This window comes from Methanocella conradii HZ254 (assembly GCF_000251105.1).
Taxonomy (GTDB): Archaea; Halobacteriota; Methanocellia; order Methanocellales; family Methanocellaceae; genus Methanocella; species Methanocella conradii.
This window is the reverse complement of sequence record NC_017034.1, coordinates 2226738-2253639: the sequence shown is the minus strand read 5'-3', so window position 1 is coordinate 2253639 and position 26902 is coordinate 2226738. Positions and strand designations below refer to the sequence as shown.

The following is a 26902-nucleotide window of genomic DNA, read 5'->3' as shown; positions in this document are numbered from 1 at the left end:
TATGTACAGGTCTATGCCGGGAAAAGTGAGGGAGGGGGGCATGGCGCCGATGTTCAGCGCCCTGGAGGTGAGGGGGGATAAGTTTGACACGAGGGCTTGCCTTGGCATGAGCAGCCTCGTCTTGTTCTTTTACAGGGGCCACTGGTGCGCCACCTGTAGGGAAGAGCTTTTGGACCTTAAGTCCGAGTACCCCCGAATAAAGGAGTATGCTGAGGTCGCCGCCATAAGCACGGATAGCCTGGATGAGGCCAAGGACATGGCCGTGGACCTGCACCTTCCCTATAAAATCATCAGCGACCCCGACCACCGCATAATCGACATGTATGACGTCTACGATGTCGAGAACGGCACGGCGTTTATAACGCTATTCTTAATCGATAAGGCCGGGGTGGTGCGCTATAAGCGGCTCATCACAGGGCTGGAAGACGTGCTGCCCGCTGCGGAGGTCGTAAATAAGCTAAAGGCCATGAGGTCCGGGCTCTAGAGGTTTTCGCCCATATAGCGCCCATTGTAGCCTTCCTGTGGCGACGTGAGCCTCATGAAGAGCAACTGCAATATTCTGGCACCCTTCTTGATGTAAAAGCCGTCCTCGTTGTATACGACCAGAAGGGCCTCGCTTCGCCCCCTATAGCCCGCGTCCCACACGGCCGTATGGATGCTCACGCCCATCCTCAAAAGGCTGGAGCGAGGAAGGCCTATGGCGCAAGCATCCTTCGGGATGGACACGGCCTCGTTGAACGTGACCTTGTAGCAGCCCGGCTTCAGGAATAGCCAGCCGTCGCTGCCCCACTCCAGGGGCTTAGTCGTAGGCAGGGACCTTTCCTCATTTGTAAACCCTATTCGGCCCGCGCCTTCAAAAGATTCGACTTTGCCCGCCGTAAGCTCGAATCCGTTAACCTGTAGCTGGGCCTTTATATCTATGGCATCTACGGCCAGGCTATCCATCATCTTTTCAAGCTCTGTCTTTCCCAGTATCATCGGCCTTAGCACCCTCGTCAAAAGTGAGCACGTGGGGCTTGATGTCCAGCACGGGCGTGCCGTCCACTGCGTCCAGCCCCTCGACCACCAGCTTATTGCCTTCAATCGACTTTAACCTTACCACCGTGACCCCGATTGGGTTGGGCCGGAACTGGCTTCTCGTATTAAATACCCCGGTTATCGGCCTCGATGGGTCTCCTCGAGGGTGGAGCTTCAGCTCATACCTATCTACCAGGTGGAAGTAGAATATCACTGTTATCATCTCGTTTTTTTCCAGTCCCATCAGGCCGTCCGCGTACTTTTCCTCGACTATTATCTCCGACGTCGAGGCCTGTAGCTCCTGAGACGGCGTATCAACCTTGTTTGCGTTGCGAACGTAGCCGATGGGCGTGAGCACGATCTTTTGCATAATAGTTATGGTGGCTTTTCATGTATAAAGAAAGTTCTTTATGGTGTCAACTATATAACGGATGGTTAGACGTCACATCCTCTTTTACTAAGACTGAATGGGGGTTCTATGAGATACTGGATGGTTAAACACCACATCTTCTACTTCTAGTGACTGAAGGGGGTTTTTATTATTCGTTAATGGATGGTTAAACACCACATCTTCTACTTCTAGTGACTGAAGGGGGTTTTTATTATTCGTTAATGGATGGTTAAACACCACATCTTCTACTTCTAGTGACTGAAGGGGGGCTTCGCTTTGCTTTTTACTTGAGCGCTCCGCGCGGCGCACCCCTCGTGGACCCCCATGTTCGTTTGCCCTTTCGGGCAAACTAATAAGAAGAGGAACCATTGGCTTAGCGACGCTAACCCCTACAAAGTCTCGTCAAATAAAATAACTTTTTTGTCGCCAACCCATGGTCGGGCTTGTTGTTCGTTTGCCCCTTCGGGGCAAAACAAGCTCGGGGGGTCCGCGAGGGGGGCGAAGCAAAGCGAAGCCCCCCTTCAGCCTCAGAAAAAGAAAAATATTCTAACCGACCATTGCTTTCATATTAAAAATCATCTAACCGAGCAGTGCTTTCATATTAAAAATCATCTAACCGAGCAGTGCTTTCATATTAAAAATCATCTAACCGAGCATTACTTTCATATTAAAAATCATCTAACCGAACATTGCTTTCATATTAAAAATCATCTAACCGAGCATTGCTTTCATATTAAAAATCATCTAACCGAGCATTGTTATAACATAAAAAATCATCTAACCGACCATCACCATCTAGCTTACATCCTTCGTTATCTCGGTGATGCCATGCATGTAGGGCCTTAAAGCCTCTGGTATCTCCACGCTGCCATCCTCACGCTGGTAGTTCTCGAGGATGGCGACCACGGTGCGCCCCACTGCCAGGCCAGAGCCGTTCAGAGTGTGGACGAACCTCGGCCCTTCGGGCGTGCGGTAACGGATGTTAGCCCTCCTGGCCTGGTAGCTCTCAAAGTTGGAGCACGAAGAGATCTCCCGATACTTGCCCTGCGCAGGGACCCAAACCTCGATATCGTATGTCTTTGCCGCGGAGAAGCCCAGGTCTCCGGTGCACAGGTTTATGACACGGTAGGGCAGCTTTAAAAGTTGTAGTATCTCCTCAGCATCCCTGGTCAGCTTTTCGTGCTCCTCATACGAGGTTTCGGGCGTCGTAAACTTTACAAGCTCCACCTTGTCGAACTGGTGCTGGCGGATTATGCCCCTCGTATCCTGCCCATGCTTGCCAGCCTCCCGCCTGAAGCAGGCCGTATAGGCGGTCAGGTAAACGGGCAGGCTCTCTATATACTCGTCCATAAAAAGGTTTGTCACGGGCACCTCCGCCGTGGGCGCCAGGTAGAACCCATCCGTGCAGGCGTACATGTCCTCCCTAAACTTGGGAAGCTGGCCGGTGCCAATCATCGCCCGCTCATTCATGAGAACCGGGGGGAACACCTCTGTGTAGCCCTGCCTTATATGTACGTCCAGCATGAAGTTTATCAAAGCCCGCTCCAGCAACGCGCCCAGGCCCTTGTACACCACGAAGCCCTCACCGGATATCTTAACAGCCCTCTTGAAGTCCAATATGTCTAATTCCTCGCCAATATCCCAGTGGTTTTTAGGCACGAAGGTAAACTCCCTTGGCTCCCCCCACGTCCTGACCACGACGTTCTCGGTCTCATCCTTGCCCAATGGAGTAGTACTACTCGGAATATTAGGTATATTCAGCAAGAGGTCCTGCATCCTGGACTCGTATTCCCTTAACCGCTCGTCTATCGCCTTGATGCGGTCGGAGATGGCGCGCATCTCCTCAATCTTCGCGCTCGCATCCTTATTCTCCTTCTTGAGCTTCGCTATCTCGAGGGACACCACGTTACGCTGGTGCTTCAGCGCATCCCCCTCTTTCAGGGCTTCTCTCCAGGCCCTATCGTATTCGAGAAGCCTGTCGAGCGGCTCTGTGCTCGCCCGCCTCTTTCTCAGCGCCTCCCTCACGGCTTCCGGGTTGTTTCTCACGAACTTGAGTTCCAGCATGTTAAGACCAGCATATGCTATACATAGGGCGATATATAACTTTTTATCAAGTCATAGCTCCCAGGCCAGGAACGGTATCTCCATTTCTTGCCTTGTGAGGCCGCCGTGGTGCCCGAAGAATTTTATCTCGAACAGGTTCTTTTCATACCACCATACGCTGTGGCCCTCATATGGCAGCACCACGACATTTCCGAGCCTTTCCGCCAGCTTTTCCGATATCCGCTTTTCGCCAAAGTAGCCGTTCTCGACTAGAGACTCCGTATTTACTACGAGCGCCTTATCCCGTAGCCCATCCCCGAGCAGGCGTATCGCCTCATCCACCATGTCATCTTTTATATATAGAAACATGTCCCTGCATGACCCTGCAGGGGCCAGCAGGCGCCCGCTTCTGGACTTCTTAATATAATTGGCAATCCTGGGGAAGGCTTTGTTAATGTAAACGCAGCTACCAGGGTCTATAGACGTCTGCCCGTGGTCAGCCGTTAAGATGAAAAGCGTGCTAGAGGCAGCATCCTTGACCCTGTCCAGGAATATGCGCTCCATTAAAATTAAGAACGCTTCTAGCTCTGCATACATCTCTTTCGAGGAAGGCCCATAAACGTGGGATAGCGAATCGAGTTTATCGAAATAAAAGTAATAATAGGCTTTCCCAGGCTCTTCGCGGACTGAGCCGGCAAGGTTCGCCAGCCCATCCGCAAGCGTCATATAGCCATAGCGCCAGGCGCCATTAAAAACTACGTTTGTATAAGGAGAGAATGCATACTCCTTATCCTGAAAGGCATAGCTTTTAACGCCGTGCGCTTTAAGCATTTCATAGATGGTCTGGCATGGATAGATGTCTTCAGGGCGGATATCCTCGTTTGCTTTCAGGGAATCCCTCTCCTTGATATTCGGCCCGAAAGAATACAGGAGAGGGGCTATTATCTCCCCGGCCTTAGGCTCATAGTAGAGCCATTCATAGATGCCATGCCGGGCCACGCCCAGGGCCGTGCTCATAGTGGTAATATTGCAGGCCGTCGTCGAGGGGAACTGGGTCGCTAGCCTTATGGCGTTACCCCGGCTACGTAGGCTCTCAAGGTGCTTAGATTTTGTTGACATTTCCTTGAAAGTGTCCCACCCCAGGCCGTCTACCAGGAAGAGGACTACCTTTTCATATTTCTTTTTAAGGCCGCCCAACGCATCCTCGGGCAGCGAACTCTCCGGAACCTCAGGGGTAAGGGCTGAAAGAATGGTGCCAGGAATGCCCGAAAAGTTGTATCGCCCATACGACGAGGGGTCCACGAATTGGTCGGAGAGCCTCATAATCGATAATATTACGTGCACACATAATTAAAGTGTCTAAAAAATATGAGTGCCCTTCTTTCCATTGAGCGCCCTCCCTATGGCGTACATAAAATCCCCTATGGAAAACGGCTTCCTCAGGATGGGCACGTCAGATATCTCGGAAGGCAGGTCCGAGTTACTTATAAGCTCTGCTGTGATGAGCATAATCCTGGCATCGCTATCGTATCGCCGGATCTCCTTCGCCACCGTTATTCCGTCAATGTCGGGCATGTTCACGTCCATTAAAACCAAATCAGGCCTCTTCGCCATCTTTTTATACTTATCGATGGCATCCCGTCCGCTACCCGCCATGCCCGCAATATCATACTTACCGCAAATAGAGAGAACCTTCCTATACAGGCAGAGCAGCTCGATGTTATCATCTACGATAAACAAGCTATCCATTCCAATCCAGCCCCTTATTAATCTTACATTAATTATAAATGAACTAAATATACATAAACTTTCCCTTTTAACAATTAACCATTAAAGGTGGCCATAGCTACGAAAAGTAGATAGTCGTAAAACCCCGTTATAATGTGATTAACATGGGATACAGTAAAAGGGTGGCCGGGATTGCTAGAGACGCTTTAAGGCTTATACTTGAGGCGTGCAAGTCCACCCACCCAAAAGAGTTCGCGGGGCTGTTGCGGTCGGATGGCCGCCTTATTACAGAGGTATTGCTGGTGCCGGGCACCACCTCGGACGAGGGCTCGGCGCGCATGCTGCTCGACATGATGCCCCTGGACATCTCAATAGTGGGATCGGTCCATAGCCATCCCGTGCATGACCTTAGGTTTTCTGAAGCGGATATATGCATGTTCGGCGCCAAGGGCTATTATAATATAATCGTCGCCTATCCATACACGGAGATGGACTGGGCATGCTATAGCCCATCGGGCGAGCGAGTGAACCTGCCAGTGGTGGAGGCGTGAGGATGACCAGGGTGGTCGCCACCGGCACGTTTGACATCCTACACCCGGGCCACGTTCTTTATTTAAATGAGGCGAGGAGGCTGGGCGACGAATTATACGTAATCGTGGCAAGGGATAGCACGATAAAGCATAAGCGAAAGCCGCTCATCCCCGAAGGCCAGAGGCTATTCATGGTGCGGGCACTAAAGTGCGTCGACCACGCCATGCTGGGCAGCGAGGAGGACATGTTCGCGCCCATACGGGAGATATGCCCTGATATAATAGCGCTGGGCTTCAACCAGCACTGGGATGAGGAACAGCTACAAAGGCAACTGGCCGAGAGGGGGCTGAAAGCAAAGGTGGTGCGCATCACTAAATGCGACCCGTCCCCATACGCGTCAAGCCGGCACATCAGGCAAAAGATAAAAGAAAGTGATTGCTAATCTCATTGGTGGAGTCATACATGATAAGAGTAGGCATTATCGGCGGCACCGGCTATACCGGTGGCGAACTGCTCAGGCTCCTGTGCATGCACCCCATGGCAGAGGTGACGGTAGTGACGTCCAGGAGCCAGGCTGGAAAGCCTCTAGAGGCAATACACCCCAACCTGAAAGGTTTAATGGACTTGAGGTTTGAGGATTTAGACCCGGCGGCGATAGGGGATAAGTGTGATGTCGTCTTTACGGCTGTGCCGCATGGCGCTGCGATGAGCGTGGTGCCCGGCCTGGTGGACGCCGGGCTGCGCGTAATCGACCTGAGCGCCGATTATAGGCTTCCTGCAGAGGTTTTTGAAAGGGTGTATAAAAAGAAGCACCTTGACCCCAGGCCGAACGTCTATGGCCTGCCGGAGCTTCACGCTGAAGAGATAAAGAACGCTACCGTAGTTGGCAATCCCGGCTGCTATCCCACGGGAGCGATACTTGCTGGCGCACCGCTGGTCAGGGCTGGCGTCGTGGAGAGGATAGTGTTCGACTCAAAATCGGGTATCTCAGGGGCGGGCCAGGAGCCCAGCGAGACCACCCACTACCCCAACGTGGCCGAGAATATCAGGGCCTATAACATTACTACCCACCGCCACAAGGCGGAGATAGAGCAGGAGCTGGGAGCGCTAAGCCCCAACGCGAGGTTCAGCTTTACGCCACACGTCATACCCTCGGTGAGGGGCATATTGACCACCGCCCACGTGTTCGTGAACCGGCCTATGGCTACGGAAGAAGTGCAATCCATCTACGAGGAGTTCTACGCCGATAAGCCCTTCGTCCGCATGAACAAGCCATCCCTCGCCAACGTGAGGGGCTCCAACTTTTGCGACATCTCTTTCGAGGTAGACGAGGGCACCGACCGCATAGTCGTGGTCTCGGCCATAGACAACATGGTGAAGGGGGCGGCCGGCCAGGCCATCCAGAATATGAATATAATGTATGGGCTGGATGAGAGGACGGGAATATGGATGAGCGGGCTTCCACCATGAGGGATCCTATGAAAGTCTCCGACGTGATGACAAAAGATGTCATAACCTGTAAGCCGTCCGACAACGTGGCGAGCGTCGTAAAGCTGATGAGCGAAAAGGACATCAGCGGCTTGCCTGTCGTCGAGGGGGGCAAGGTGGTCGGCATGGTAACCGAGGCAGATATAATGCGCCTGCTTGCGGTTCCCCAGCCATCCGGCACGCTTTGGCTACCAAGCCCCCTGGAGGTCTTACTCGAAATACCGCTTAAGGAGTTGATGCAATTGAGGCGGCTGCAGAAGTCCGTCGAGGACGCTGGCGTGCAGACGGTGGAGAGCATCATGAGGAGGGACGTACTGTGGACCTCTCCCGACGATGATATAGAGGACGCGGCCGCCCTCATGGTGAAGCACAAGGTTAATAGGCTGGTAGTCCTTAAGGATGGGAAGCTGGTGGGCATCATCACCCGTGACGATATCATCCACGGGCTTGGAGGAACAAGGCATAAATGAAGGCTGTTGAAGGTGGCATATGCGCCGTCAGGGGCGTCAGGGCGTATGGCATAAAGGAAGGCAAGATGGGCCTGGCCGTCATGCTGGCAAAAGGGCCTGCTGCGGCCGTCTTTACTTTGAATAGGGTCAAGGCGGCGCCGGTGCTCGTAACGCAGGAGCACCTGAAGTCGAGCGGCAGGCTGTTTAACGGGATAATCGCCAATAGCGGCGGGGCTAACGCCTTTACGCATGAGCAGGGGATAAAGGATGCCAGGGAGATGGCGGGCCTGCTTGCAAGGCGCCTTGGCGTGGAGCCGAGCACCATTGGCGTGGCATCCACGGGCGTCATCGGACGGCCCTTAAACATGCAGTGGATAAGAGGGCATTTTGACGAGGTGTTTGAGAGGCTTGGCAGCACGCCGGAGTGTAGCCTTGCCGCGAATAAGGCGGTCATGACCACCGACCTTGTGCCCAAGTCTTTCGCCGTGGAGCTCGAGAGTGGCGTGAGGATTGGCGCAATCGCCAAGGGCTCGGGCATGATAGAGCCCAACATGGGTACCATGCTCTCGTTTATATTTACTGATGCGGATATTTCGCGAGAAGAGCTGCAGAGGTGCCTCAAGCGCTCAGTCGATAAGAGCTACAACATGGTCGTAGTGGACGGGGACACGAGCACTAACGATACCGTCACGCTCATAGCCACCGGGCAGGGTGGAAGGCCGGGGATGAAGGAGTTTCAGGAGGGCCTGGATAAGGTTTGCATGGAGATAGCGAAGCAGATAGCCAGGGATGGCGAGGGGGCGACAAAGCTCATAGAGGCTACCGTCGAGGGCGCGAGGAGCCTGAAGGATGCGAGGAAGGCGGCCAAGGCTATCGTGCGCTCGCCATTATTCAAGTCGGCCGTATATGGCATGGACCCCAACTGGGGCCGGGCTGTCTGTGCCGTTGGCTACTCTTCCTGCGACGTGGACCCCGCCAGGGTTACGCTAACGTTTTCGAATGGCAAAGACGCCGTTGCCCTTGTGGAGGATGGCATGCCAAGGAGCGATGAGGCCACGCTGGCCAGGGCCAAGGCCATCATGGGCGGAGACACGCTCTACGTCACCGTTAATCTTGGCCTTGGCAGGGCGAAGGCCACGGCATGGGGCTGCGACCTGACTCACAAGTATGTAGACATCAACGCCTCGTACACGACATAAGTGGTTTTCATGAGATTCCAATCGCTGAGGGGTTTTCGAGACTTCTATCCAGAAGAGATGGCCGCCCGCCGTAAGGTGCTGGACAAAATATTCAAGGAGGTGCAAAAGTACGGCTTCAGGGAGATCGATGCCCCCAGCGTCGAGTCCCTCGAGCTGTACAGGATAAAGAGCGGCGAGGAGATATTGACGCAGACCTTTAGCTTCGCCGATAGGGGCAACAGGGAGGTCACCCTGATACCGGAGCTTACGCCCACAGTGGCCCGCATGGTGGTCGAGAGGGAGAAGTCCCTGAAGCGGCCCATCAAGTGGTTTTCGATGCCCAAGATGTGGCGCTATGAGGAGCCCCAGGCCGGAAGGCTCAGGGAGTTCTACCAGCTTAACGTGGACATATTTGGGGTGCCCGGCCCCGAGGCGGACGCCGAGGTGCTCGCCGTGGGCATAGGATTGATGCTGAAGCTCGGCCTCGAGGGCAACTTCATCTTTAAGGTTAGCGACAGGAGGCTGATGCATGGCGTTCTTGACGATATGGGCATAGAGAATAAGGGGGCGGTCTTTGCGGCCATCGATAAGCGCTATAAGGTTAGCGAGCCCGAGTTTAAGGATATGCTCTTATCCGCAGGCCTGGACGACCTCAAGGTGGGCCGGCTTTTAGCCATACTGGACTCGCGGGGGCCGCTCGCCGAATCCCTCCAGAGGCTTAAAGGCCTCGTATCGCTTGAGAATAAGGCCACGCTGGAGGGCTTTGAGAGCCTTGAGAGGCTTGCGGACCTCATGGCCATGTACCGGATGGAGCAGTACTGCGAGCTCGACCCGTCGGTCATCCGGGGCCTGGCCTACTATACTGGCACGGTGTTCGAGTGCTACGACACGAAGGGCGAGCTGAGGGCCATATTTGGCGGGGGCCGCTACGATAACATCATCGAGCTCTTCGGCGGGGAGCCGATGCCCGCGGTCGGATTCGGCATGGGCGACGCCGTCCTCGAAATCCTGATGAGGCGCGCCGGAGTGTGGCCGGAAGAAAAGATAGCCACAGACTACTTCGTTCTAACCACGTCCCCCAAGTTTATGGAGACGGCCATTTTCCTTGCGCAGGCGCTTCGCGATAGGGGCTACATCGTGGAGACCGACCTCCTGAGCCGCAGCTTCAGCAACCAGATGAGGTACGCCAACAGCATTGGGGCGAAGCACGTGCTCATCCTCGGCGAGAAGGAGATGGCGGAGGGCAAGGTCTCCATCAAGGACATGGAGACTGGAGGGCAGGAGACCATAGAGGTCATCAAGTTTTTGGAGAGCTCGAGCCAATAGGCTCGGATTTTTTATAGATCATGGCATTTTCTGGATCCAGGCCGCTCCACTGAACCGTATATCCAAGCATCTTTAGCACGGGGTCTGCCGACCTTATGCCTTTTGAGCGGATAAGCCCGCACGCCTCTGAATAGCGCATTGTGGCGGGCATCAGCCTTTCAAGGGCATCGATAACACCCGTAGAAAGCAGGTCGTCTCCAGCCAGCCTATACCCGGGAATCTCGCACCTTTCAGCGTAACGTTTTACTGAATCAACGCCGACCCCAGCCCTGGCCGCGACGTCCTCCAGGCGGACTATATCCCCATTAAGCTTAAGGCCCACACTTTCAAGCTTGCTTACGCCCTCGGCTATTTTTATCTCGTCCCATGCCTTTAGCCTGTCCAGCACTTCCCTGAGCGGTATCTTTCGGTCGAAGAGAATGACGTTTTCTGTAACTTTCTTGAAGGCGTCGCAGGACTCACGGGTGCTTGCCAGCACGATGAGGTTTACGTCCTTTAGCTCAGCTAGCTTTGCTACCTTTCTCTTAAGGTACTCGGCCGTCCAGAAGCCTGCGATTTCCACGTAGACCTTTGTATTATCCTTTTCAAGCAAGAAGTCCGGTATGTAGAGGTATTTACCGGCTATCAGCGGCTCGGGCTCTCTGGTTATTTGCCAGCCGGTGCCCGCGTTCCTGAACGACTCGTAGAAGCGGTCCTCGGGCTCGCTGTCAAACTCCACCGTTTCGTTAAATGCCAGCCCGAAAAGGTGCCCGTGAGTCCGCTCTTCCATGCTGAAGCGGTAAAGCCTGGGATTGCCGCTGAAGTCTTTCCTGACTATTGAGGCTTCCACGCTCCAGCCTGGCGACGCCACGATGAAGGGCAAAAGCTTCGCAAGCGAGGTGCCATAGCGCTCAGTAGACTTGATGGCAGACATTGGGCCATCTATGGCGATATCAAGCCTATCGCCATCATGGCTAGCCGAATACATGAGGCCGAGCCGCTTGACGGCCCTCAATACACCCTTATGCTTTGCAGAGGCACGAAACCTCAGCTCGGTCGCCTTGAAAAGCATGGCCTGGGCCAGCGATAGGTTATACTCCTTTAGGAGGTCTAATGGCTTTGGCGGAGAAAGCTCGCCTATGACCAGCTCGCTCTCAAGGTCGGCGAACATCGACGCCTCGACCGCATCAGGGGAAAGCCCCAGCTTCGTGGCAACCCGGGCTATCGCCTTCTGGCGCTCATCATCCGTAAGGACCGGGCCTCCGGCCGCCATAAAGGCCTCACGCCTGACCATTTCAGGGGATGCCGAAGACTCGACCTTCAAGGTACACCTTCGCTCCACCAGCGCCACAAGCCCTCTGACAAGCCGGTAATCAAAGCCCTGGTCCTCCATCTCCTCAAGGATATCGTAAAGCTCGCCGAGCTTTCTTCCCGTGTGGTCCGTAAAGGCCCTTATGATGTCCTCGGCCAGGGAAAGGCTATCATCCTCCATCTCCACGAAGATGGGCGTGATACGGTCTCCCCTCACCCTCGTCCTCAAAAGGTCGGCGCTTAGCACTACTTATCAACTCCCCTGTGCCGCCTATATGAGGTTTTGACCTCGCTGGTGCTGCCCGATATTATCTCGTACAGGACGGCCTTCTTATCCCCCTTTTTTCTTAAGATGCGGCCCAGCCTCTGGACGAACTCCCTCTTGCTGCCGCTGCCGCTCAGGATGATGCCCACGCTGGCGTCGGGGACGTCCACCCCCTCATCCAGGACTTTCGAGGTGACCAGCGCCCGGTAATTGCCTGCCTTGAACTCCGCCAGGTTGCGGGAACGCTCCTCCCCTCCGGTCTTATAGGTTATAAACGGGATGAGGAATTGCCTCGAGATGCGATATACGAGCTCGTTGTGCTCCGTGAAGATGAGCACCTTGTCCCCGGAGTGCTTCCGTAGCACGTCGGCAAGCGCCTCCAGCTTTGAAGAAGAGTTGAGCGCGACCGCCCGCGCACGGTGCCGGGCCAGGATCGCCTCTCTAGCATGCCTATCCCGCCCGCTCCGCATGACCAGCCTCTCAAAATCACGTGGCGTACGAAGGATTATATGATTCTCTTTTAGGTAATTCTTATAAATCTCCATATCTTTTTGGTATTGTGCCTCTTCCTCCGGAGTTAGCCTCACGTAAATCCTTTTAAGCTCAAAGGGCGCAAGATGCTCCCCTTTCAGGCTTTCCACGCTTTTTTCAAACACCTTGCCGCCAACGAGCCGGGGCAGCTCCGAGTGCCGCCCATCTTCCCGCTCATAGGTGGCTGTCAGGCCCAGCCTGGCCGGGCAGGCGAACATCTCAGCAATCGTCGAATAGCCCGTAGATGGCAGATGATGTACCTCGTCAAAAACGGCAAGCAAGAACCTGTTTCCTAGCTCAGCCGCCCTTATGTACGCAGTATCGTATGTAGCCACCGTAACGGGGCCAAGGCTATGCTCATCGCCGCTATAAACGCCCACGTCGATGCCAAACTCATCCTCAAGGCGTTCCTTCCACTGCGCCAGAAGGTCAAGGGTGGGGACGACCACGATTGCGGGATTAGCCATGGAGATGGCCTTCATGGCAACATGCGTCTTGCCCGCCCCCGTCGGCAGGACGACCACCCCCCACCTCCCGGCCCTGTCCCATGCGGATACCGCCCGCTCCTGGTAGTCCCGTAAAACCGTTCTCATCTTTAGCTCGGGGGAGGGCACTAAATCTAGAACGTCATCCCGAAACGTGAACCCGGAGGACTCCCCGTACGCCCTGATATCTTTGTATAAGTAAGCCGGCGCGCGATATGCCCCAGCCCTCGTATCCCACACGGAGCCGGGCACCCGGACGTTGCCATACACGAGAATGGTGCCCTTATCATACGCCAGGCGGATCATAGTGGATAAGATGTGTGGTCCTTAAATAATCATTGCGGTAGTAGCTTTACCACTTAAAAAATGAAGAGGGAGAGCCCCTACTTGCGGGGATTCACCAGCATCCTGCTATCGTGGGCGCCAAAAAATTTTTCTGTAAACTTTTTTACGGCCTCAGGGTCGAAATCCGAGCAGCTAAAAACATTAATGTATGCGCTCCTCGTGGAGGGTGAGAAATGTCCGCTTATACAGGATGTCTCTATGAACTGGAACATTGACAACCCCTCCAGGGCTGTGCCAGGGGCGCCAAAACGCTCCACGTAGCAAGGCCCATATCTTTTCATCTTAATCAAGCTACAAAGCTCGATCACGTATTCCTTTAACGCTTCTGCATTGTCTATCCTATCATTACAGCCATGAACGTCCAGACTTACTTCAAGGCCCCATATCTCTTCGCCAGGGGCGTATCTATTGTTCATGGCACAATAGGCTGCATTTTGAATTTATACATTTTTCGGTTAATGTGCTGTGTTGAATGACAGATGGTTTTTTATTTGAGGCTGGAGGGTAGCTTCGCTCCCCCCCCCCTACAGCCTCAAATAAAAAACCATCTGGCCGACCATTGTTTTCCCATTGCTAACCATCCACTCGAGCATCACTTTCCAATCCCTAATCATTTGTCCAACCATCATATTAATAATTCAACACAACACAAATTTTTACGATAGTGGGGCCATGGGGCGGAGAAAGCTCATCGGCTTTAGCCGTGGGATGAATTCGCCCCTTGAATCCTTCTCACTATACTGGAAAAGATTATATACTTGACAACCGTATAATGTTTTAATGGTTAGCAACCGATGGACTCATGGAAATACGACCGTCTACAACATCGGCTACCACTTAGTATGGTGTTCGAAGTACAGGCGGAAAGTTCTCGTCGGCAACGTGGAGAAGCGACTTAAAGAGCTTCTTGCCAAGAAAGCCGACGAGATAGGCGTATCCATCGAGAGTATTGAGGTGCTCCCCGACCATCTGCGCCTGTTCGTTAAAGCGCCGCCGTCAGCGGCACCGCACTGGATAGTCCAGCAGATGAAAGGATATTCGAGCCATGAACTTCGCAAGGAGTTCCCCGACCTGAAATCGAGATTGCCGACGCTATGGACTCGGAGCTACTATGTGGAGTCTTGCGGCCATATCAGCGAAGATACGATTAAGAAGTACATCGCGGAGCAGAAGAACAAATGATATTGACGTACAAGGTTCGGCATGACCGGGACTTCTCCACCGAGTTGAGAATGGCGAGGCAGGTAGCCGACTTTGCCGTTAAGCATCGGAGTTTCAGCAGCAAGGACGTGAAACACATCGGCTTGAAGTCGATGATAGCGAACCAGATACTCCGCAAGTACGGTCGCAGCAAGACCATAAAGAAGGCACGTAATGTTAACCTCATCGTGCCGTCGCAGGGCATCAAAGCCGACCACTCGAAGCATATTATCAACGTGCCATGCTTGAAACTTTCGTTGCCGTACAGGTTCCCCGACTTCGAGAAAGTCAACCAGATAGAAGTCGATGGTGAATACGCATACATATCGGTCAGCATCCCTGATGTAGAAATCAAAGAGCCTTCGCACTATATCGGCGTAGACCTGAACGCCACCGGACATGCCGCAGTCGTAGGCAATCCGCAGACCGGAAAGATATGGAAGCTCGGCAAGCGGTGTCAACATGTCCACAAGAAGTACAAGAACATCAGGCGAAGGTTGCAGAAGCTCGGCAAATACGGGATGGTCAAGAAAATCAAGGACCGCGAGAGCCGTATTGTCCGTGACCTAAACCACAAGATGAGTCGGAAAATCGTAGAGATAGCAAAGGAAGCCGGATGCGGAATCAAGATGGAAGACCTTAAGGGCATCCGCAAAACAACGAAACAAGCAAAGTCGTTCAGGTACTCCCTGAACAGTTGGTCTTTCTACCAGTTGAGAACGTTCATCGGGTACAAGGCCAAGCTGCAAGGAGTAGCCGTAGCCCACATCGAGCCAGCCTATACGTCAAAGACGTGTTCAAGGTGCGGCCATATGGGAAACAGGAATGGCAAAGCTTTCAAGTGCCCCTATTGCGGGTACGTAGAGAACGCCGACGTGAACGCATCGTTCAATATTGCGAAACGTCAGATAGGCGTCACTCAATCCGACATAGAAAGAGATATGTCGGAGGGCAGCACTGATGCGCCCCAAATGGCAACGTCAAGAACGATGGCGACCATAGAACCCCACAGGCTCTAGCCGTGGGAGTACGTCAGAACAAGCGTTATGACAAGCCCGCGAGACATCCTTAACCGCCTCAAATGGAAAGAGGGCGAAAACATCAGCGAAGCGGTAGTCTATTATGTACACAGGGGGGCGCCAGGGGACTCGAAGGCCGTATCCGGGGCGGATATAGCAAAGCTGGAAGGCTTCTGCTTCGAGCTGAACACGGGCACGTGCATACCATACCACAGGATATACAAAATCACATACAGGGGAACAACGATTTTCGAAAGGCACAAAAAGTGAGCGAACCTGCCTCGTTTTCGCTCGAAGTATGACTAATATATTTATCATTAATCGTTTTAGTTACTCATGTCATTGAGGGGATGTTGAATGATTAAGGTCAGTAAGGCATTTGTCCTGATTTTGGCGGCTTTCATGTTGCCCGTAATCTCTAGCGTTGCAGCGGGCGCTTTCGCTTTTAGCGTGCCGCAGTTGACAGTAGTGGCGGGCCCGGGATTGGGGGGTGGTCCCACGGTCTTTAACACGTACTCGCATGATTTGACGACTTTGGGCACAGGCGTCGCGACGGATGCGATAGCAAACGCTTATGCTGCCCCTTCTGCCGGGTCTTCGTGGGGGACGGCACCCGGCTGGATTCCGCCGCTCGGCCCTGCATGCCCGCCAATACCCGGATGCCCCGGCGGCATACCTTTCGGCTTTGGCCCGTTCGTAGGCCCGTCGGCTTTCGCGGCCAACCCGGTGGCGGCCGATCAGGCTGCGAACGCTCAATTGAGCTCACAAGCTTTGGAAGATAACACCTTCGCCACGAGCTTCTACACGGCGGGTGGCCTGAGCCCTTTTGCGGGCCTGTGTAACTCGTGCATCGCCGGCAATGCGCCTCAGCAGTTCACCCTGCAGTTCTTCTGAGGCTAAATAAGGCCACACCACGCGCACCACGAGCACGAAGAGCACGAAGGATTTTTTATTCCTGAAGGGGGGCTCTCGCCTACCCCTCGGAGACCCCCGCTGGAGGTCTGAAAGCTTGGTATGTGGCTTTCTATTTTTTTGGATGGGCTTTTATTTTGGCTGTTATCAGGATGAATAGAATTGGAGGGGTGCATTAATGATTCACCCACAACATTATACCAAAAAAATATCACCCCAAACCTGGAGAAGAACCGTTTTTTATTCATCCTTTGTGTCTTCGTACTCTTCATAGTGGGCTTCTTAAAACTTAGAGCCCTTAATACCTTCGGGGCGCATGGGGAAAGCTTTTAAACGTGCATCCGGATTATCGGTAAAAGACAGGCATATCCGAATGATAGCAAAAAGGAAAAATAAGGCTGAACATTCGAGGCCGCCATCCATAAGCTATGCGACGTTAAGGTATACTGATGAGGAGATACTGGGGCTCTTCAGGCCTTCGGTGCGCAAGTGGTGGGTGGATACTTTTGGGCCTCAACGACAGGTTAACAAGGGCTACTTCACCCCGCCCCAGCGATTGGCAATTCCCCTTATACACGAAGGCAAGAACGTCCTGATATGCAGCCCGACGGGCTCGGGCAAGACGCTCTCGGCCTTCACGGCCATCATCAACGAGCTATTTTTACTGGCCAATTCCGAGGAAGGGCTGGAGAACAGCGTCTATTGCATCTATATATCCCCATTAAAGTCGCTGGCCAACGACATCCACAAGAACCTTGAGGAGCCCCTCACGACTATAAGCAAGTACTATGGCGAGGAGGCCCTGATAAGGCACGCAATCAGGCACGGGGACACGGCATCGGAAGAGCGCTCCTCAATGCTAAGGAAAGCGCCTCACATCCTTAACACGACGCCAGAAACCCTCGCCATCCTTTTAAATACCCCGAAGTTCTCGGAAAAGCTGCGTACGGTACGCTGGGTCATAGTGGACGAGATACACTCTATGGCCGACACGAAGAGGGGCGTATTTTTATCATTATGCCTGGAAAGGCTCGAAGAGATTGTGAAGGCCCCGTTCGTGCGCATAGGATGCAGCGCAACGGTGGAGCCGCTGGACAAGATAGCGCAGTTCCTGGGTGGCAACGTGGACGGCGTCGACCGTGAGGTCACCATCGTGGACACCCGCTTCGTCCGTGACTACGAGCTAAAGCTGCTATGCCCCGTCCCCGACCTCATAAACACCCCTCCCCAGGAGGTCAACCGCAGGCTCTACGAGATGATCCACGAGCTTGTGCAGGAGCACAACAATACGCTCATATTTACTAACACTAGGAGCGGCGCTGAGCGTATCTTATATCACCTGCGTAAGGCTTACCCGGAGTTTTATAATGAGGAGAACTCCGGCTGCCACCACGGCTCCCTGGGGAAGGATGGCCGCCTGGGCATCGAGGACATGCTTAAGTCGGGGAAGGCGAAAGTCGTCACCACTTCGACGTCGCTCGAGCTTGGAATCGACATGCCATACCTGGACATGGTCATTCAGGTCGGGTCGCCCAAGTCGGTCTCAGCGCTGCTACAGCGGATAGGCAGGGCCGGGCACAGGCTTGGCCAAACCGTCAAGGGCCGCGTGATAGCGCTGGACAGGGACGAGCTAATAGAGTGTGCGGTCATGCTCAAGAAGGCGCAGGAGGGGTTCATAGACGCCGTGCACATCCCCGAGAACTGCCTCGACGTGCTGGCGCAGCACGTCTATGGCATGGCCATCAACGAGCCCATAGACGTGGAGAAGGCCGAAAAAATCGTCCGCCGCTCGTACTGCTATCGCAGCTTAAGCGATGAGGGCTTCATGAGCGTCATAAGGTACCTGGCCGGCGGCCTCCCCGGCATGGAGGAGAAGGGCATCTATGGCAAGATATGGTATGACGAGGAGACGCACAAGATAGGGAGGCGGGGGAAGCTCGCCAGGATGATATACTACACCAATATCGGCGTAATCCCCGACGAGTTCAAGTGTGACGTCATCACCAGAGGCGACCACGTTTGGGTGGGAAGCCTCGACGAGCAGTACCTTGAGAAGCTTCAGAAGGGCGACGTCTTCGTGCTCGGCGGCAAGTTCTACGAGTTTCTATACAGGAGGGGCAGCAAGGTCTATGTAGACCCCTCGACTAGCCGCCCCACCGTGCCCTCCTGGTACTCGGAGAGGCTACCCCTCTCATTCGACCTGGCGCTCCACGTCTTAGACTTTAAGGAGCAGATGGCGAAGCGCACAGGCGATCGCAGCACATACAGGTGGCTCCTGGAGAGCTATCCCATCGACGAGAACTCTGCCGCCAGCATCTACCAGCTTTTCGACGAGCAGGCGAAGTATGCGAAGGCGGAGTCGATCTCTACAAGGAAGCGGCTCGTCATCGAGGAGCACCTCGACAGGGAGCACTATCGCCGATACTATTACTTCCACTCGCTGTATGGCAGGCCCTTTAACGATGGCCTGAGCAGGATAATGGCGTACATCGTCTCCAGGGAGAAGACGAGCAACGTGGCATTATCGGTGAGCGACCACGGGTTCTTCCTTTCCGTCCCCCTCTCAAAGAAGCTGGACATCGTATCATACCTAAAATCGCTCGACGAGACCCTGGCAAAGGAGCTTCTGCGCTACTCCCTGGAGGAGAGCCAGCTCCTGAAAAGGATGTTCCGCATCAACGCCACCCGCTCCCTCATGATACTAAGAAACTATAAGGGCCACCAGAAGAGCGCGAGGCGGCAGCAGGTCTCGGCGGACATGCTGCTCTCCTACGCCCACAGGCTGGAGGGCTTCGCCGTCCTCGAGGAGGCCTACAGGGAGATAATCGAGGACAAGCTGGAAATCGGCCACATACAGGAGGTGGTGCGGGGCATTAAGAGAGGAGAGATAGATATTAAGCTTATAAGCGTCGAGTCGCCGAGCCCGCTCGCCTTTGGCATCGCCACGCTTTCCGCCTCAGACGTCGTCCTCGCAGAGGATAAGGCCTCGCTCCTAAAGGAATTCCATAAGAGGGTCATGGAAAAGATAGGGAAGGGCAAATGAAAGTCGAGTACTATGAGAACGCTGCATATTTTAATGAGATAGGAGTCTGTGCGTGCGCTGACGTGCATATTGGCATCGAGGATTCCCTTGTGGCAGAAGGGTTTTCTATGCCCCTCGACGAGGAGGGCGAGTTGCTGAGCCGATTTAGGGCGGTCATAAAAAGGTTTGAGCCGAAAATTATGATATTAAACGGCGACGTGCTGCACGAGTTCGGCCGCCTGCGGAGAAACGCGAAGAAGGCGCTCGGGCGCATCATGATGGAGCTACACGCATCCGTTGATGAGGTGATACTTATCGAGGGCTCGCATGACAGGATGATGGGCGTGGCGCTCGAAGGCGAGGGCGTCAGGGCGGATAGCTTCTATTTTAAGGACGGGGCGCTCTTCACGCATGGCGACACCATCCCGGGAAGGGCTAAGGACGACGACGTGAGGCTCATCGTAATAGGCCACGACCACCCCATGCTAGATGTGGAGATGAAAAAAGAGCCCTGCTTCCTCTATGGCGAGAAGGCCTGGCGCGGCAAGGACGTGCTGGTGTTACCCGCATTTAACCCGCTATGCGCCGGCACCTCCATCAACCGCCTGGACTCCCATGACTTCCTCTCGCCGTTCATACGTGAGGGCGACATCGGCGCCTATCGCCCCATAATAGTCGTGGAAGGAGAAGCCCTGGAGTTCCCGCCCCTTAAAGATTTCAGGGATGCCCTGGACGTACTCTAGGCCGTTTTTTTGAGAGCAAAACGATTTCAAATTGATGGGCTAAATGGGTTTGATGATTGCGAAGAGACTTATCGTATGGGCCGTGTTGGCCTTGATGGCATGCGTCTTTATGGCGGGCCTGGCGCAACAGCAGGCCATCCAGCAGGCGAAAGTGACGATGGCAGACATCGACAACGCACTGACAAAGGGGCCGGTCTTCATCGAGTTCGAGACCGCGGAGTGCGGCTATTGCAGGCAGCAGCGCCCGATCACGCAGCAGCTCGAAGCCGAGTACGCGGGGAAGGCGACCTTTTTCTACGTCGACGCCGTGGAGAACAGAGGCCTGGCCAAAGCATTTATGGTGACCGGCGTCCCCCAGATGGACGTCATCGCTAAGAAGGCGGACGGCAAATACACGTATATCGACAGGAATGGCGCCCCATCGGACAGCATAAGCGCGTCCAGGTTCATGGGGCTTACGCAAAAAGATGCCCTGAAGAAGGCGCTTGACGCAGCCATCCAGGCCAGAAAATAGGCCCAAAAAGACTATAAATGAACGGCCGCATGTCATAGCAAGGCCAATAAAAGTAAAAAGGAGTATTGATTTGGAGACGGTGACCTTTGCTATGGCATTGCTGGCCGGCGCGGTGAGCGTCGCATCCCCATGCGTGCTGCCGCTTCTACCAGGAGTTATGGCGTACTCGGCCGAGAAGGGCAGGCTTACGCCGCTTGCCATCGTTTTAGGCCTCGCCGCATCGTTTACAGCTATGGGCGTATTATCCTCCGCACTTGGGTCCCTTTTAATGGATTATATTGATTACATTAAGCTGATTTCTGGCGTGCTCATCATAGTCATGGGCCTTTATATCCTTTCCAGGACCGTCGAGGGCGCATTGCTGGGCCTGTGGGAACGTCTCCCCATTTCGAGGATTGCGACGCCGTGCATGGACAGCGACGGCTTGCCAGGAGGCTTGCTGCTGGGGCTGAGCCTCGGCATCCTGTGGATGCCCTGCGTCGGCCCTATTCTGGCCTCCATACTCATGATAGCGGCACAACAGGGCGCGGTCCTGTACGGCGCTTCGCTGCTTCTGGCCTACTCGCTCGGCCTGGCCATACCCATGCTCATGGCCGCATACTCGTCCAGCGTCGTGTCTGCCAGGCTTCGCGAGGCCTCTAAATACTCGGCAGGCATCCGTAAGGCCGCCGGCATAATCCTTCTTCTCGTGGGAGCGTACTATCTATCCGCCCTGGGCTTCCTGCCCTCCATCATTTAGCGTCTTTAATATAAAATCGCCATACTTCTCCGCCTTTGCCTGACCGATCCCGTAGACGCCCGGCAGCTCCTCCTTAGTCTTCGGCCTCTTCGCGATGAGGTCATAGATGGTCTTGTCCGGGAAGATTGTGTACGGCGGCACCCGCATCTCCCTCGCCATGGCGTTCCTCGCCTCCCTTAGCGCCTTTTCCAGCGCCCTATCGCCCTCAGAAATAGGAAGCCTAAAAGCAGCCCCCATATCCGGCTTTTGCGAGAAATGCGGCTGATACACCTCCACGCTCTTAAAGGATATAGATAGGACCTCCCCGCGGCTCTCAGCCTTAATCCTCACACCGCTCTCATCCTTTATCTGGATTATATGAGCCCTCCCCATGTAGTTACGGGGCTTGACACCCCTATCCGTATGCACTACGACCGAAGAGTCCGGCTTTATTAGCACCACGACGTTGCCCTCGTAGGCATCCCTGGCCCTTCCGGCGTACTCTACCCCCGCCTCTCCGGCGATGACCAAATAGTTCCCTGGCATCAACTCCTTTACCTCCTCTACATCAGCCTTCTTTTCAGGCTCGGCCTGTTTTACCTTTAAGGCCTTTTTCCACTCATCCGCCGGCAGCATCGTGTCCGGGTAATCGACAGCTACGTACAAAGTAGTATTCGACTTTATGTCAAGCTGGAAAGGAATGCTACGCACGCTGCCTCCTCCAAGGTAGAGCCGCTCGCTCACCATGGTTTCGTCGTCTGCTTTTATCACGACTGCAAGCCTGCCCCCCGCCCCCACGTTACGAATCGCTACAGCAGCGCTCAGGCTGCCTGGCGCCACGAGCTCCGGAACCTCGGAGAAGTCGACTTCAGCCCTCGGCAGCTTTCGGGCCGCATCAACGATGCTAATCGCCACAGGCCCACGGATGCCCATCTTCATGAGGTCCTCAGGCCTCCTGTCCGCTGCATCCCTCAGCGACCTTATGCCACCCTTCATAAGCGCCTCAAGGCTCCTCTCGCCAACGCCCTCGATTGACGCCAGCTCGACCGCCTCTTCAGGTATGCCCTTATCAATCTGGAGCGACACCATCCTGACCTTTTTCGAGAGCGCCTCGCCCGAGTACTCCTCGCAGAATCGCGAGAAGGCGCTCAGCAGGCGCGAGGCGTTCTGCTTGATGGCCCAGGCGTCTGACTTAAGCTCGTCGGGCAGGCTGCGGCCGATGAGGCCGGCCAGGATGGCCCTTACCTTGGCCATGCCGCCGGGCTCGTAGGGGCCGTATGCTTTCAACGATGACGCCTCGCCAGGCCTCGCCACCACATCGCTGAACTCAGAGGCCATGGCAACCACGTCCAGAACGTCATCAGTGGTCAACGCGCCCTTCATGGCATGCTTTTTAAAGAGAAGAGCCGTCTCCAGCTTGAGGTAAAAGTCCGAGGTCAAGGCCCCAAGCGGCGTCGCCGATAGCACGCCCGAGTCCTCCCTGACGAACCCGTTTGACACGAGATGCCTCACTTTTTCGGCGGCAAGCGCATCGACGTCTGGCGGCTGCCCCATGCTCTGAGACCTGACGTAATAAAACGTCGTCTTCAGCCACTCCGCGGCGTCGCGCACGCTCTTCACCATGCCGACGGCGATCTCGGCGTTCAGGTGCTCTGCCAGGCCATGCTCCAGCATTGACTCTATGGCCTTTCCATCCTTCAGCAGTGCCTTATACTCGGCCGCCCTTTCATCCGGCACGATGACGTAGCCTTTACCCTTGGTGTCATAGCCGGGCCTGCCGGCCCTTCCGAGCATCTGTAGCAGGTCTATTGGGCTTATATCCTTGTTTCCCTGGATGGGGTCGTACATCTCCACGTCCCTGACTACGACCACGCGGGCGGGCAGGTTGACGCCCCATGCCAGCGTGGAGGTTGACACCAGTATGCGTATCACCCCCGCCCTGAAGCCGCCCTCTATGAGGGCCTTGTCCTCGGCAGACAGGCCGGCGTGATGGAACGCTATCCCGTATGGCAGGCAGCCCTTTAGCCTCGAGTTCTCCACCCGGTTTTTCATTTCCTGGAGCCTTATCGCCTCCGATGGCCCTAGCGTGTAGGGGCAGTACTTCCTCACGATTTCGCATAGCTTCTCCGCGGCCTGATGGGTGTCCTGCCTCGTGGATACGAATATCAGCGCCTGGTGCCCCTCCGCAAGCTCGCCCTTTATCACGTCGAACGCCCTGTAGAGCCTCACATACTTATTTAAAAACTCGTTCGGCTTAGGGCGGTAGGGCAATACTTCGGTCTCAAGCTCGACGGGCCTGTATGAGCCGTCGAACTCGAGGACGCATTCTGGCGGGGCGCCTATCCACCTCGCCACGTCGACGATGTTGGGCATCGTGGCGCTCAGGGCCACTATCCTCAGCCTGCCGCCATGCTGCGCCTTGATTCGCCTCATGCGGCTTATGACGGCCTCAAGCGTCCCTCCCCTGCCATCGGAGTCGAGCAGGTGTACCTCATCTACCACGATAAGTGTCACATTACGGACGAAGTCATACCTGTCCTGCATGTACTTCCTGGTGGCCGAGTCCCACTTCTCGGGGGTGGTTATGATGACGTCCGCCGCCCTGGCCTCTGACGGGTAAAGGTCCCTCTCGCCGGTCACGACGTACACTTTAAAGTCTATCCTTGAGAGCACCTGCTTCCAGCCTGCCTCCTTTTCATTGGTCAATGCCCTGAGTGGCGCTATGAAGAGGACCTTGCCCCTGTCAGGCCTGCCAAGCTCCTTCACCATGGCCGCCTCAGCGAGGACCGTCTTGCCGCTGGCCGTCGGAGCCGAGACGACGACGTTCCCGTCCGTCCGAAGGATGGCCGGCACGGCTATAGACTGCATCCGGTTGAACTTCTCATAGGGGAACATCCCCCGAAACCGCTCATCTATGGTGCCCTCGACGGGCAGCGCCCCGCTCACTTCCAAGCTCGACTACCTCTCTATGCTGCCATATAAGGCCATTATCACACCAAGTATAAATTTGCTTTGTTACTGCATACTGAAAATAATATATGCAAAAAAAGAAAAATCGCTTCATTCGGCCAGGCCGTCAATCCTCTCGGCGATATAGTCGGCATAGGTGGGGACCTCTGGGACCGCGGCGTTCCTCCGGTGTATGTATAGCTTATTCTTATACTCTAGCTCGGTCCGCTCTTTAGCGACCTCCATCGCGAAGCCCTCCAGCTTTTGCCTGAACTCGTTGATGCAGTGGATCATGAACCTCTCGAACTCGTCCTCGCCGTCGACGGGCTCCAGAAGCTCGGGGTATTTCTCCACCACCTTGAAGAATAGCATGACGAATGCGTTATACTGGTCCCTTGAGCGGAAGTGCAGCCGCTTTTGAGCCGTTATGCCGCCGATCTCCTTTTCAAGGTTGAATTTCTCTCCCCTTTTAAGCTTTTCCGATGCGTCGCTTGCCGTCGTGTACATGAGCCGCCCAGCCACGCCGGGCAGCTTGTACGCCAGCAGCTCGCTGAGCAGCTTCGCCTCCGCGAAGGCGTTGACGTCCTCCCTGATGAGCGTCTGGATGATGTAGTCGGCTATGTGCTCGTAGATGGCTTTATCCTTGCTACTTTCCGCGTTCACGTTCAATACCTCTCTCAAGATACACCATTAATTGGGCGCTCAGCATAATATGATTTTCGTTTAAAAAGCATTCGTCAGGAGGCTGGCGACTTCAGCGCGACGTAATCAGCGACGTCGAGCCTGAGCACCATCGAGCTCTCCGACATGAGGGTATCCAGGTCCAGCCGCTCATAGCCGTGCCTGGCGGCGACGTTCTTCTCCCCGCCCCTGGACTTTATGGATTCCAGCAGCTTTTTTGAGACAGCCATCTTCTCCCCCATGTCGGTCACCTTTGCCAGCGTGCCCATGAGAGTGACGCTTTCATACTCCGTTATGTCATCGTTGTATCTGTCCACCTCCACGCTGACGTGCGGGTCCTTCTCGAACAGGCTTATCTTTTTACCGTAGCCAGCGAAGTGGAAATACATCTTGCCATTCATATAGACATAGTCGAGCGGTATAATGTATGGCTGGGGCATGTCATTGAACGCCAGCCGGCATATCCTCGAATTTTTCAAAAGCTCCTCGACTTCCAGTTTTGACATGGAGGGCAGCCTTAACACTTCCTGCCCCTGGCCACGAACTGCACCTGCCATCCTATCCCACCACTAGAAAATATTTTCCTTCAGGGTATAAAGGCGACCGATAATAAATCGGGAAATAGAGGCGGCCCCAATATGAAAATAGCGTCATTCGGAGACGAAGTGGTTAAGCTTCATCTGCTTATCCTCACACTTTTCGCCCGGTATCTCTATCGGGTATACTCCGGTGAGGCAGCCCATACACAGGTCTTCCTTCGGCATGCCTATTGCGTCAACCAGGCCATCCAGCGAAATGTAGTATAGCGATGTGGCGCCTATTAAAAACTCGACGCCCTTAACGCTCTTATGAGCCGCTATAAGCTCTTCCCGCGTGGCCATGTCGATGCCCAGGTAGCACGGCGAAATGATGGGCGGGCTGCCGATGCGGACGTGTATCTCCCTTGCGCCGCCCCTCCGCAGCAGGTCGACTATCCTTCGGGAGGTAGTGCCCCTCACAATGCTATCATCGATTAAAATAACACGCTTGCCCTCTATGTTAGACCTTACCGTGTTCAGCTTCAGCCGCACGGCCGTCTCGCGCAGCTCCTGCACGGGCATGATGAACGTCCTGTTGACGTAACGGTTCTTGATGAGCGCCTCAGCGTACGGGATGCTCGAGCCGTTCGAGTAGCCGATGGCCGATGTGATGCCCGAGTCTGGCACGGGGGAGACGATGTCCGCTTCCGTTGGGCACTCCCTGGCCAGCGTTTCGCCAATCTTGTGCCTGACCTTGTAGACGAGCCTTCCATCTATGATGGAGTCCGGCCTGGCAAAGTAGACGTACTCGAACATACAGTGGGCATGATTCTTGCACCTAAAAAGCCTGTAGCTCTCAATCTTATCCCCGAGGACGACCATCTCGCCAGGCGCTACGTCCCTCACGAGCTCGCCGTTAAGCGTGTCGATGGCCGCGCTCTCCGAGGCCAGGACGTAACCGCCATCCACCCGTCCTATGCAGAGGGGCTTGAACCCGAGAGGGTCGCGCACCCCGATGACCTTATCGCCGATCAATATTACCAGCGAATAGGAGCCGACAAGCCGCTTCATGGCCTCTTTGACAGCTTCCACGATGTCGTTACGTATGAGCTCCCTTGCCAGCATCTGAGCTATGACCTCGGTGTCCGAGTCTGAGTTAAAGACCCTCCCCTCTGCCTCCAGCTCCTTCTTAAGCTCCCTATAATTCACCAGGTTTCCGTTATGAGCGATGGCGATCGTTCCGCCCTTATACGTGACCGTGTAGGGCTGGCTGTTCTCAGGGCGTGAGCCGCCAGTGGTGGAATACCGGACGTGCCCTATGCCCGCATACCCTGCTAGCTTTTGTAGCCGTTCCCGTGAAAAATAGTCGCTGACCAGGCCCATGCCCTTATCGGATAGCAGGCAGCTCCCGTTTGTGACAGCTATGCCAGCCGACTCCTGGCCGCGGTGCTGGAGCGCCTGAAGGGCGTAATAAATGTATAGCGCGGCGGCATCCCTGTTCTTCTCCGCATCGAACCTCACGCCGACGACGCCGCACTTGTCTCTCATAGTTAAGCTGC

The 26902-nt window shown here is 54.8% G+C and carries 27 protein-coding genes; 15 read left to right on the top strand and 12 right to left on the bottom strand.

Going from position 1 to position 26902, the window contains the following annotated elements; translation table 11 throughout:
• The first annotated feature begins 1 nt into the window (after position 1).
• Positions 2-484, top strand: coding sequence for a peroxiredoxin family protein (locus tag MTC_RS11825; RefSeq protein ID WP_014406933.1), 483 nt, complete (start codon positions 2-4; stop codon positions 482-484).
• Here MTC_RS11825 and MTC_RS11820 read toward each other — a convergent pair.
• The 5 genes from MTC_RS11820 to MTC_RS11800 form a co-directional block, all read right to left on the bottom strand.
• Entirely contained in the window at positions 481-978 is a 498-nt protein-coding gene (locus tag MTC_RS11820) for a deoxyuridine 5'-triphosphate nucleotidohydrolase (protein ID WP_014406932.1), read from the bottom strand. The genes MTC_RS11825 and MTC_RS11820 overlap by 4 nt on opposite strands.
• The gene (tsaA, locus tag MTC_RS11815; RefSeq protein ID WP_014406931.1) at positions 953-1387 is read right to left on the bottom strand and encodes a tRNA (N6-threonylcarbamoyladenosine(37)-N6)-methyltransferase TrmO; all 435 of its coding nucleotides are present in this window, start codon (positions 1385-1387) and stop codon (positions 953-955) included. The genes MTC_RS11820 and tsaA overlap by 26 nt, the downstream gene beginning before the upstream one ends.
• 816 nt (positions 1388-2203) lie before the next feature.
• Positions 2204-3472, bottom strand: a complete 1269-nt coding sequence (gene serS, locus MTC_RS11810) for a serine--tRNA ligase (RefSeq protein ID WP_014406929.1) — start codon at positions 3470-3472, stop codon at positions 2204-2206.
• A 51-nt stretch (positions 3473-3523) separates the two neighbouring features.
• Positions 3524-4774 carry an alkaline phosphatase family protein gene (locus tag MTC_RS11805; protein WP_014406928.1) on the bottom strand — a complete coding sequence of 417 codons (1251 nt, stop codon included), beginning with the start codon at positions 4772-4774 and terminating at the stop codon, positions 3524-3526.
• A gap of 36 nt (positions 4775-4810) precedes the next feature.
• The gene (locus tag MTC_RS11800) at positions 4811-5200 is read right to left on the bottom strand and encodes a response regulator (RefSeq protein ID WP_014406927.1); all 390 of its coding nucleotides are present in this window, start codon (positions 5198-5200) and stop codon (positions 4811-4813) included.
• Between the two features lie 143 nt (positions 5201-5343).
• Between MTC_RS11800 and MTC_RS11795 the strand changes: the two genes are divergently transcribed.
• From MTC_RS11795 to hisS, 6 genes are read left to right on the top strand one after another with little or no spacing between them, the layout of a single operon-like run.
• Positions 5344-5730 (top strand): Mov34/MPN/PAD-1 family protein, encoded by a 387-nt coding sequence (locus MTC_RS11795; protein ID WP_014406926.1) that lies wholly within the window; start codon positions 5344-5346, stop codon positions 5728-5730.
• Between the two features lie 2 nt (positions 5731-5732).
• Positions 5733-6152: an adenylyltransferase/cytidyltransferase family protein gene (locus MTC_RS11790; RefSeq protein WP_014406925.1), complete on the top strand. Its 420-nt coding sequence runs from the start codon at positions 5733-5735 to the stop codon at positions 6150-6152.
• A 20-nt stretch (positions 6153-6172) separates the two neighbouring features.
• A complete protein-coding gene (argC, locus tag MTC_RS11785; protein ID WP_014406924.1) occupies positions 6173-7180 on the top strand; it encodes an N-acetyl-gamma-glutamyl-phosphate reductase in 1008 nt (335 codons plus the stop codon).
• Positions 7156-7668 (top strand): CBS domain-containing protein, encoded by a 513-nt coding sequence (locus MTC_RS11780; RefSeq protein WP_014406923.1) that lies wholly within the window; start codon positions 7156-7158, stop codon positions 7666-7668. Before argC ends, MTC_RS11780 begins: the two co-directional genes overlap by 25 nt.
• The gene (gene argJ / locus MTC_RS11775) at positions 7665-8846 is read left to right on the top strand and encodes a bifunctional ornithine acetyltransferase/N-acetylglutamate synthase (protein ID WP_014406922.1); all 1182 of its coding nucleotides are present in this window, start codon (positions 7665-7667) and stop codon (positions 8844-8846) included. Before MTC_RS11780 ends, argJ begins: the two co-directional genes overlap by 4 nt.
• A gap of 9 nt (positions 8847-8855) precedes the next feature.
• Positions 8856-10151, top strand: coding sequence for a histidine--tRNA ligase (gene hisS / locus MTC_RS11770; protein ID WP_014406921.1), 1296 nt, complete (start codon positions 8856-8858; stop codon positions 10149-10151).
• On the opposite strand, the gene MTC_RS11765 is transcribed toward hisS, so the two are convergent.
• From MTC_RS11765 to speD, 3 genes are all read right to left on the bottom strand, one after another.
• Complete coding sequence (locus MTC_RS11765; RefSeq protein WP_014406920.1) at positions 10123-11688, bottom strand: DUF790 family protein; 1566 nt, start codon at positions 11686-11688, stop codon at positions 10123-10125. The genes hisS and MTC_RS11765 overlap by 29 nt on opposite strands.
• Complete coding sequence (locus tag MTC_RS11760; protein WP_014406919.1) at positions 11688-13028, bottom strand: DEAD/DEAH box helicase family protein; 1341 nt, start codon at positions 13026-13028, stop codon at positions 11688-11690. Before MTC_RS11760 ends, MTC_RS11765 begins: the two co-directional genes overlap by 1 nt.
• Positions 13029-13105: 77 nt before the next feature.
• Positions 13106-13483, bottom strand: a complete 378-nt coding sequence (speD, locus tag MTC_RS11755; protein WP_014406918.1) for an S-adenosylmethionine decarboxylase — start codon at positions 13481-13483, stop codon at positions 13106-13108.
• 364 nt (positions 13484-13847) lie between these two features.
• Between speD and tnpA the strand changes: the two genes are divergently transcribed.
• The 8 genes from tnpA to MTC_RS11715 all read left to right on the top strand — a co-directional run bounded on the left by tnpA (position 13848) and on the right by MTC_RS11715 (position 21216).
• Positions 13848-14249, top strand: coding sequence for an IS200/IS605 family transposase (gene tnpA, locus MTC_RS11750; protein ID WP_014406917.1), 402 nt, complete (start codon positions 13848-13850; stop codon positions 14247-14249).
• On the top strand, positions 14246-15286 hold the full coding sequence (locus tag MTC_RS11745) for an RNA-guided endonuclease InsQ/TnpB family protein (RefSeq protein ID WP_014406916.1): 1041 nt from the start codon (positions 14246-14248) through the stop codon (positions 15284-15286). The genes tnpA and MTC_RS11745 overlap by 4 nt, the downstream gene beginning before the upstream one ends.
• Positions 15287-15313: 27 nt before the next feature.
• Positions 15314-15556, top strand: a complete 243-nt coding sequence (locus MTC_RS11740) for a DUF504 domain-containing protein (RefSeq protein WP_014406915.1) — start codon at positions 15314-15316, stop codon at positions 15554-15556.
• A gap of 87 nt (positions 15557-15643) precedes the next feature.
• A complete protein-coding gene (locus MTC_RS11735) occupies positions 15644-16180 on the top strand; it encodes a hypothetical protein (protein WP_014406914.1) in 537 nt (178 codons plus the stop codon).
• A gap of 391 nt (positions 16181-16571) precedes the next feature.
• Complete coding sequence (locus tag MTC_RS11730; protein ID WP_014406913.1) at positions 16572-19241, top strand: ATP-dependent helicase; 2670 nt, start codon at positions 16572-16574, stop codon at positions 19239-19241.
• Positions 19238-19963 (top strand): metallophosphoesterase, encoded by a 726-nt coding sequence (locus MTC_RS11725; protein WP_014406912.1) that lies wholly within the window; start codon positions 19238-19240, stop codon positions 19961-19963. The genes MTC_RS11730 and MTC_RS11725 overlap by 4 nt, the downstream gene beginning before the upstream one ends.
• Positions 19964-20015: 52 nt before the next feature.
• Positions 20016-20477 carry a thioredoxin family protein gene (locus tag MTC_RS11720; protein ID WP_014406911.1) on the top strand — a complete coding sequence of 154 codons (462 nt, stop codon included), beginning with the start codon at positions 20016-20018 and terminating at the stop codon, positions 20475-20477.
• Between the two features lie 79 nt (positions 20478-20556).
• A complete protein-coding gene (locus tag MTC_RS11715) occupies positions 20557-21216 on the top strand; it encodes a cytochrome c biogenesis CcdA family protein (RefSeq protein WP_237706015.1) in 660 nt (219 codons plus the stop codon).
• Here MTC_RS11715 and MTC_RS11710 read toward each other — a convergent pair.
• The 4 genes from MTC_RS11710 to purF form a co-directional block, all read right to left on the bottom strand.
• On the bottom strand, positions 21181-24141 hold the full coding sequence (locus MTC_RS11710; RefSeq protein ID WP_143767262.1) for a DEAD/DEAH box helicase: 2961 nt from the start codon (positions 24139-24141) through the stop codon (positions 21181-21183). The genes MTC_RS11715 and MTC_RS11710 overlap by 36 nt on opposite strands.
• A gap of 114 nt (positions 24142-24255) precedes the next feature.
• Positions 24256-24825: a hypothetical protein gene (locus tag MTC_RS11705; protein WP_143767149.1), complete on the bottom strand. Its 570-nt coding sequence runs from the start codon at positions 24823-24825 to the stop codon at positions 24256-24258.
• Between the two features lie 56 nt (positions 24826-24881).
• Positions 24882-25382, bottom strand: coding sequence for a pyridoxamine 5'-phosphate oxidase family protein (locus MTC_RS11700; RefSeq protein WP_014406907.1), 501 nt, complete (start codon positions 25380-25382; stop codon positions 24882-24884).
• A gap of 93 nt (positions 25383-25475) precedes the next feature.
• Positions 25476-26891: an amidophosphoribosyltransferase gene (gene purF, locus MTC_RS11695; protein ID WP_014406906.1), complete on the bottom strand. Its 1416-nt coding sequence runs from the start codon at positions 26889-26891 to the stop codon at positions 25476-25478.
• Positions 26892-26902: the final 11 nt, after the last annotated feature.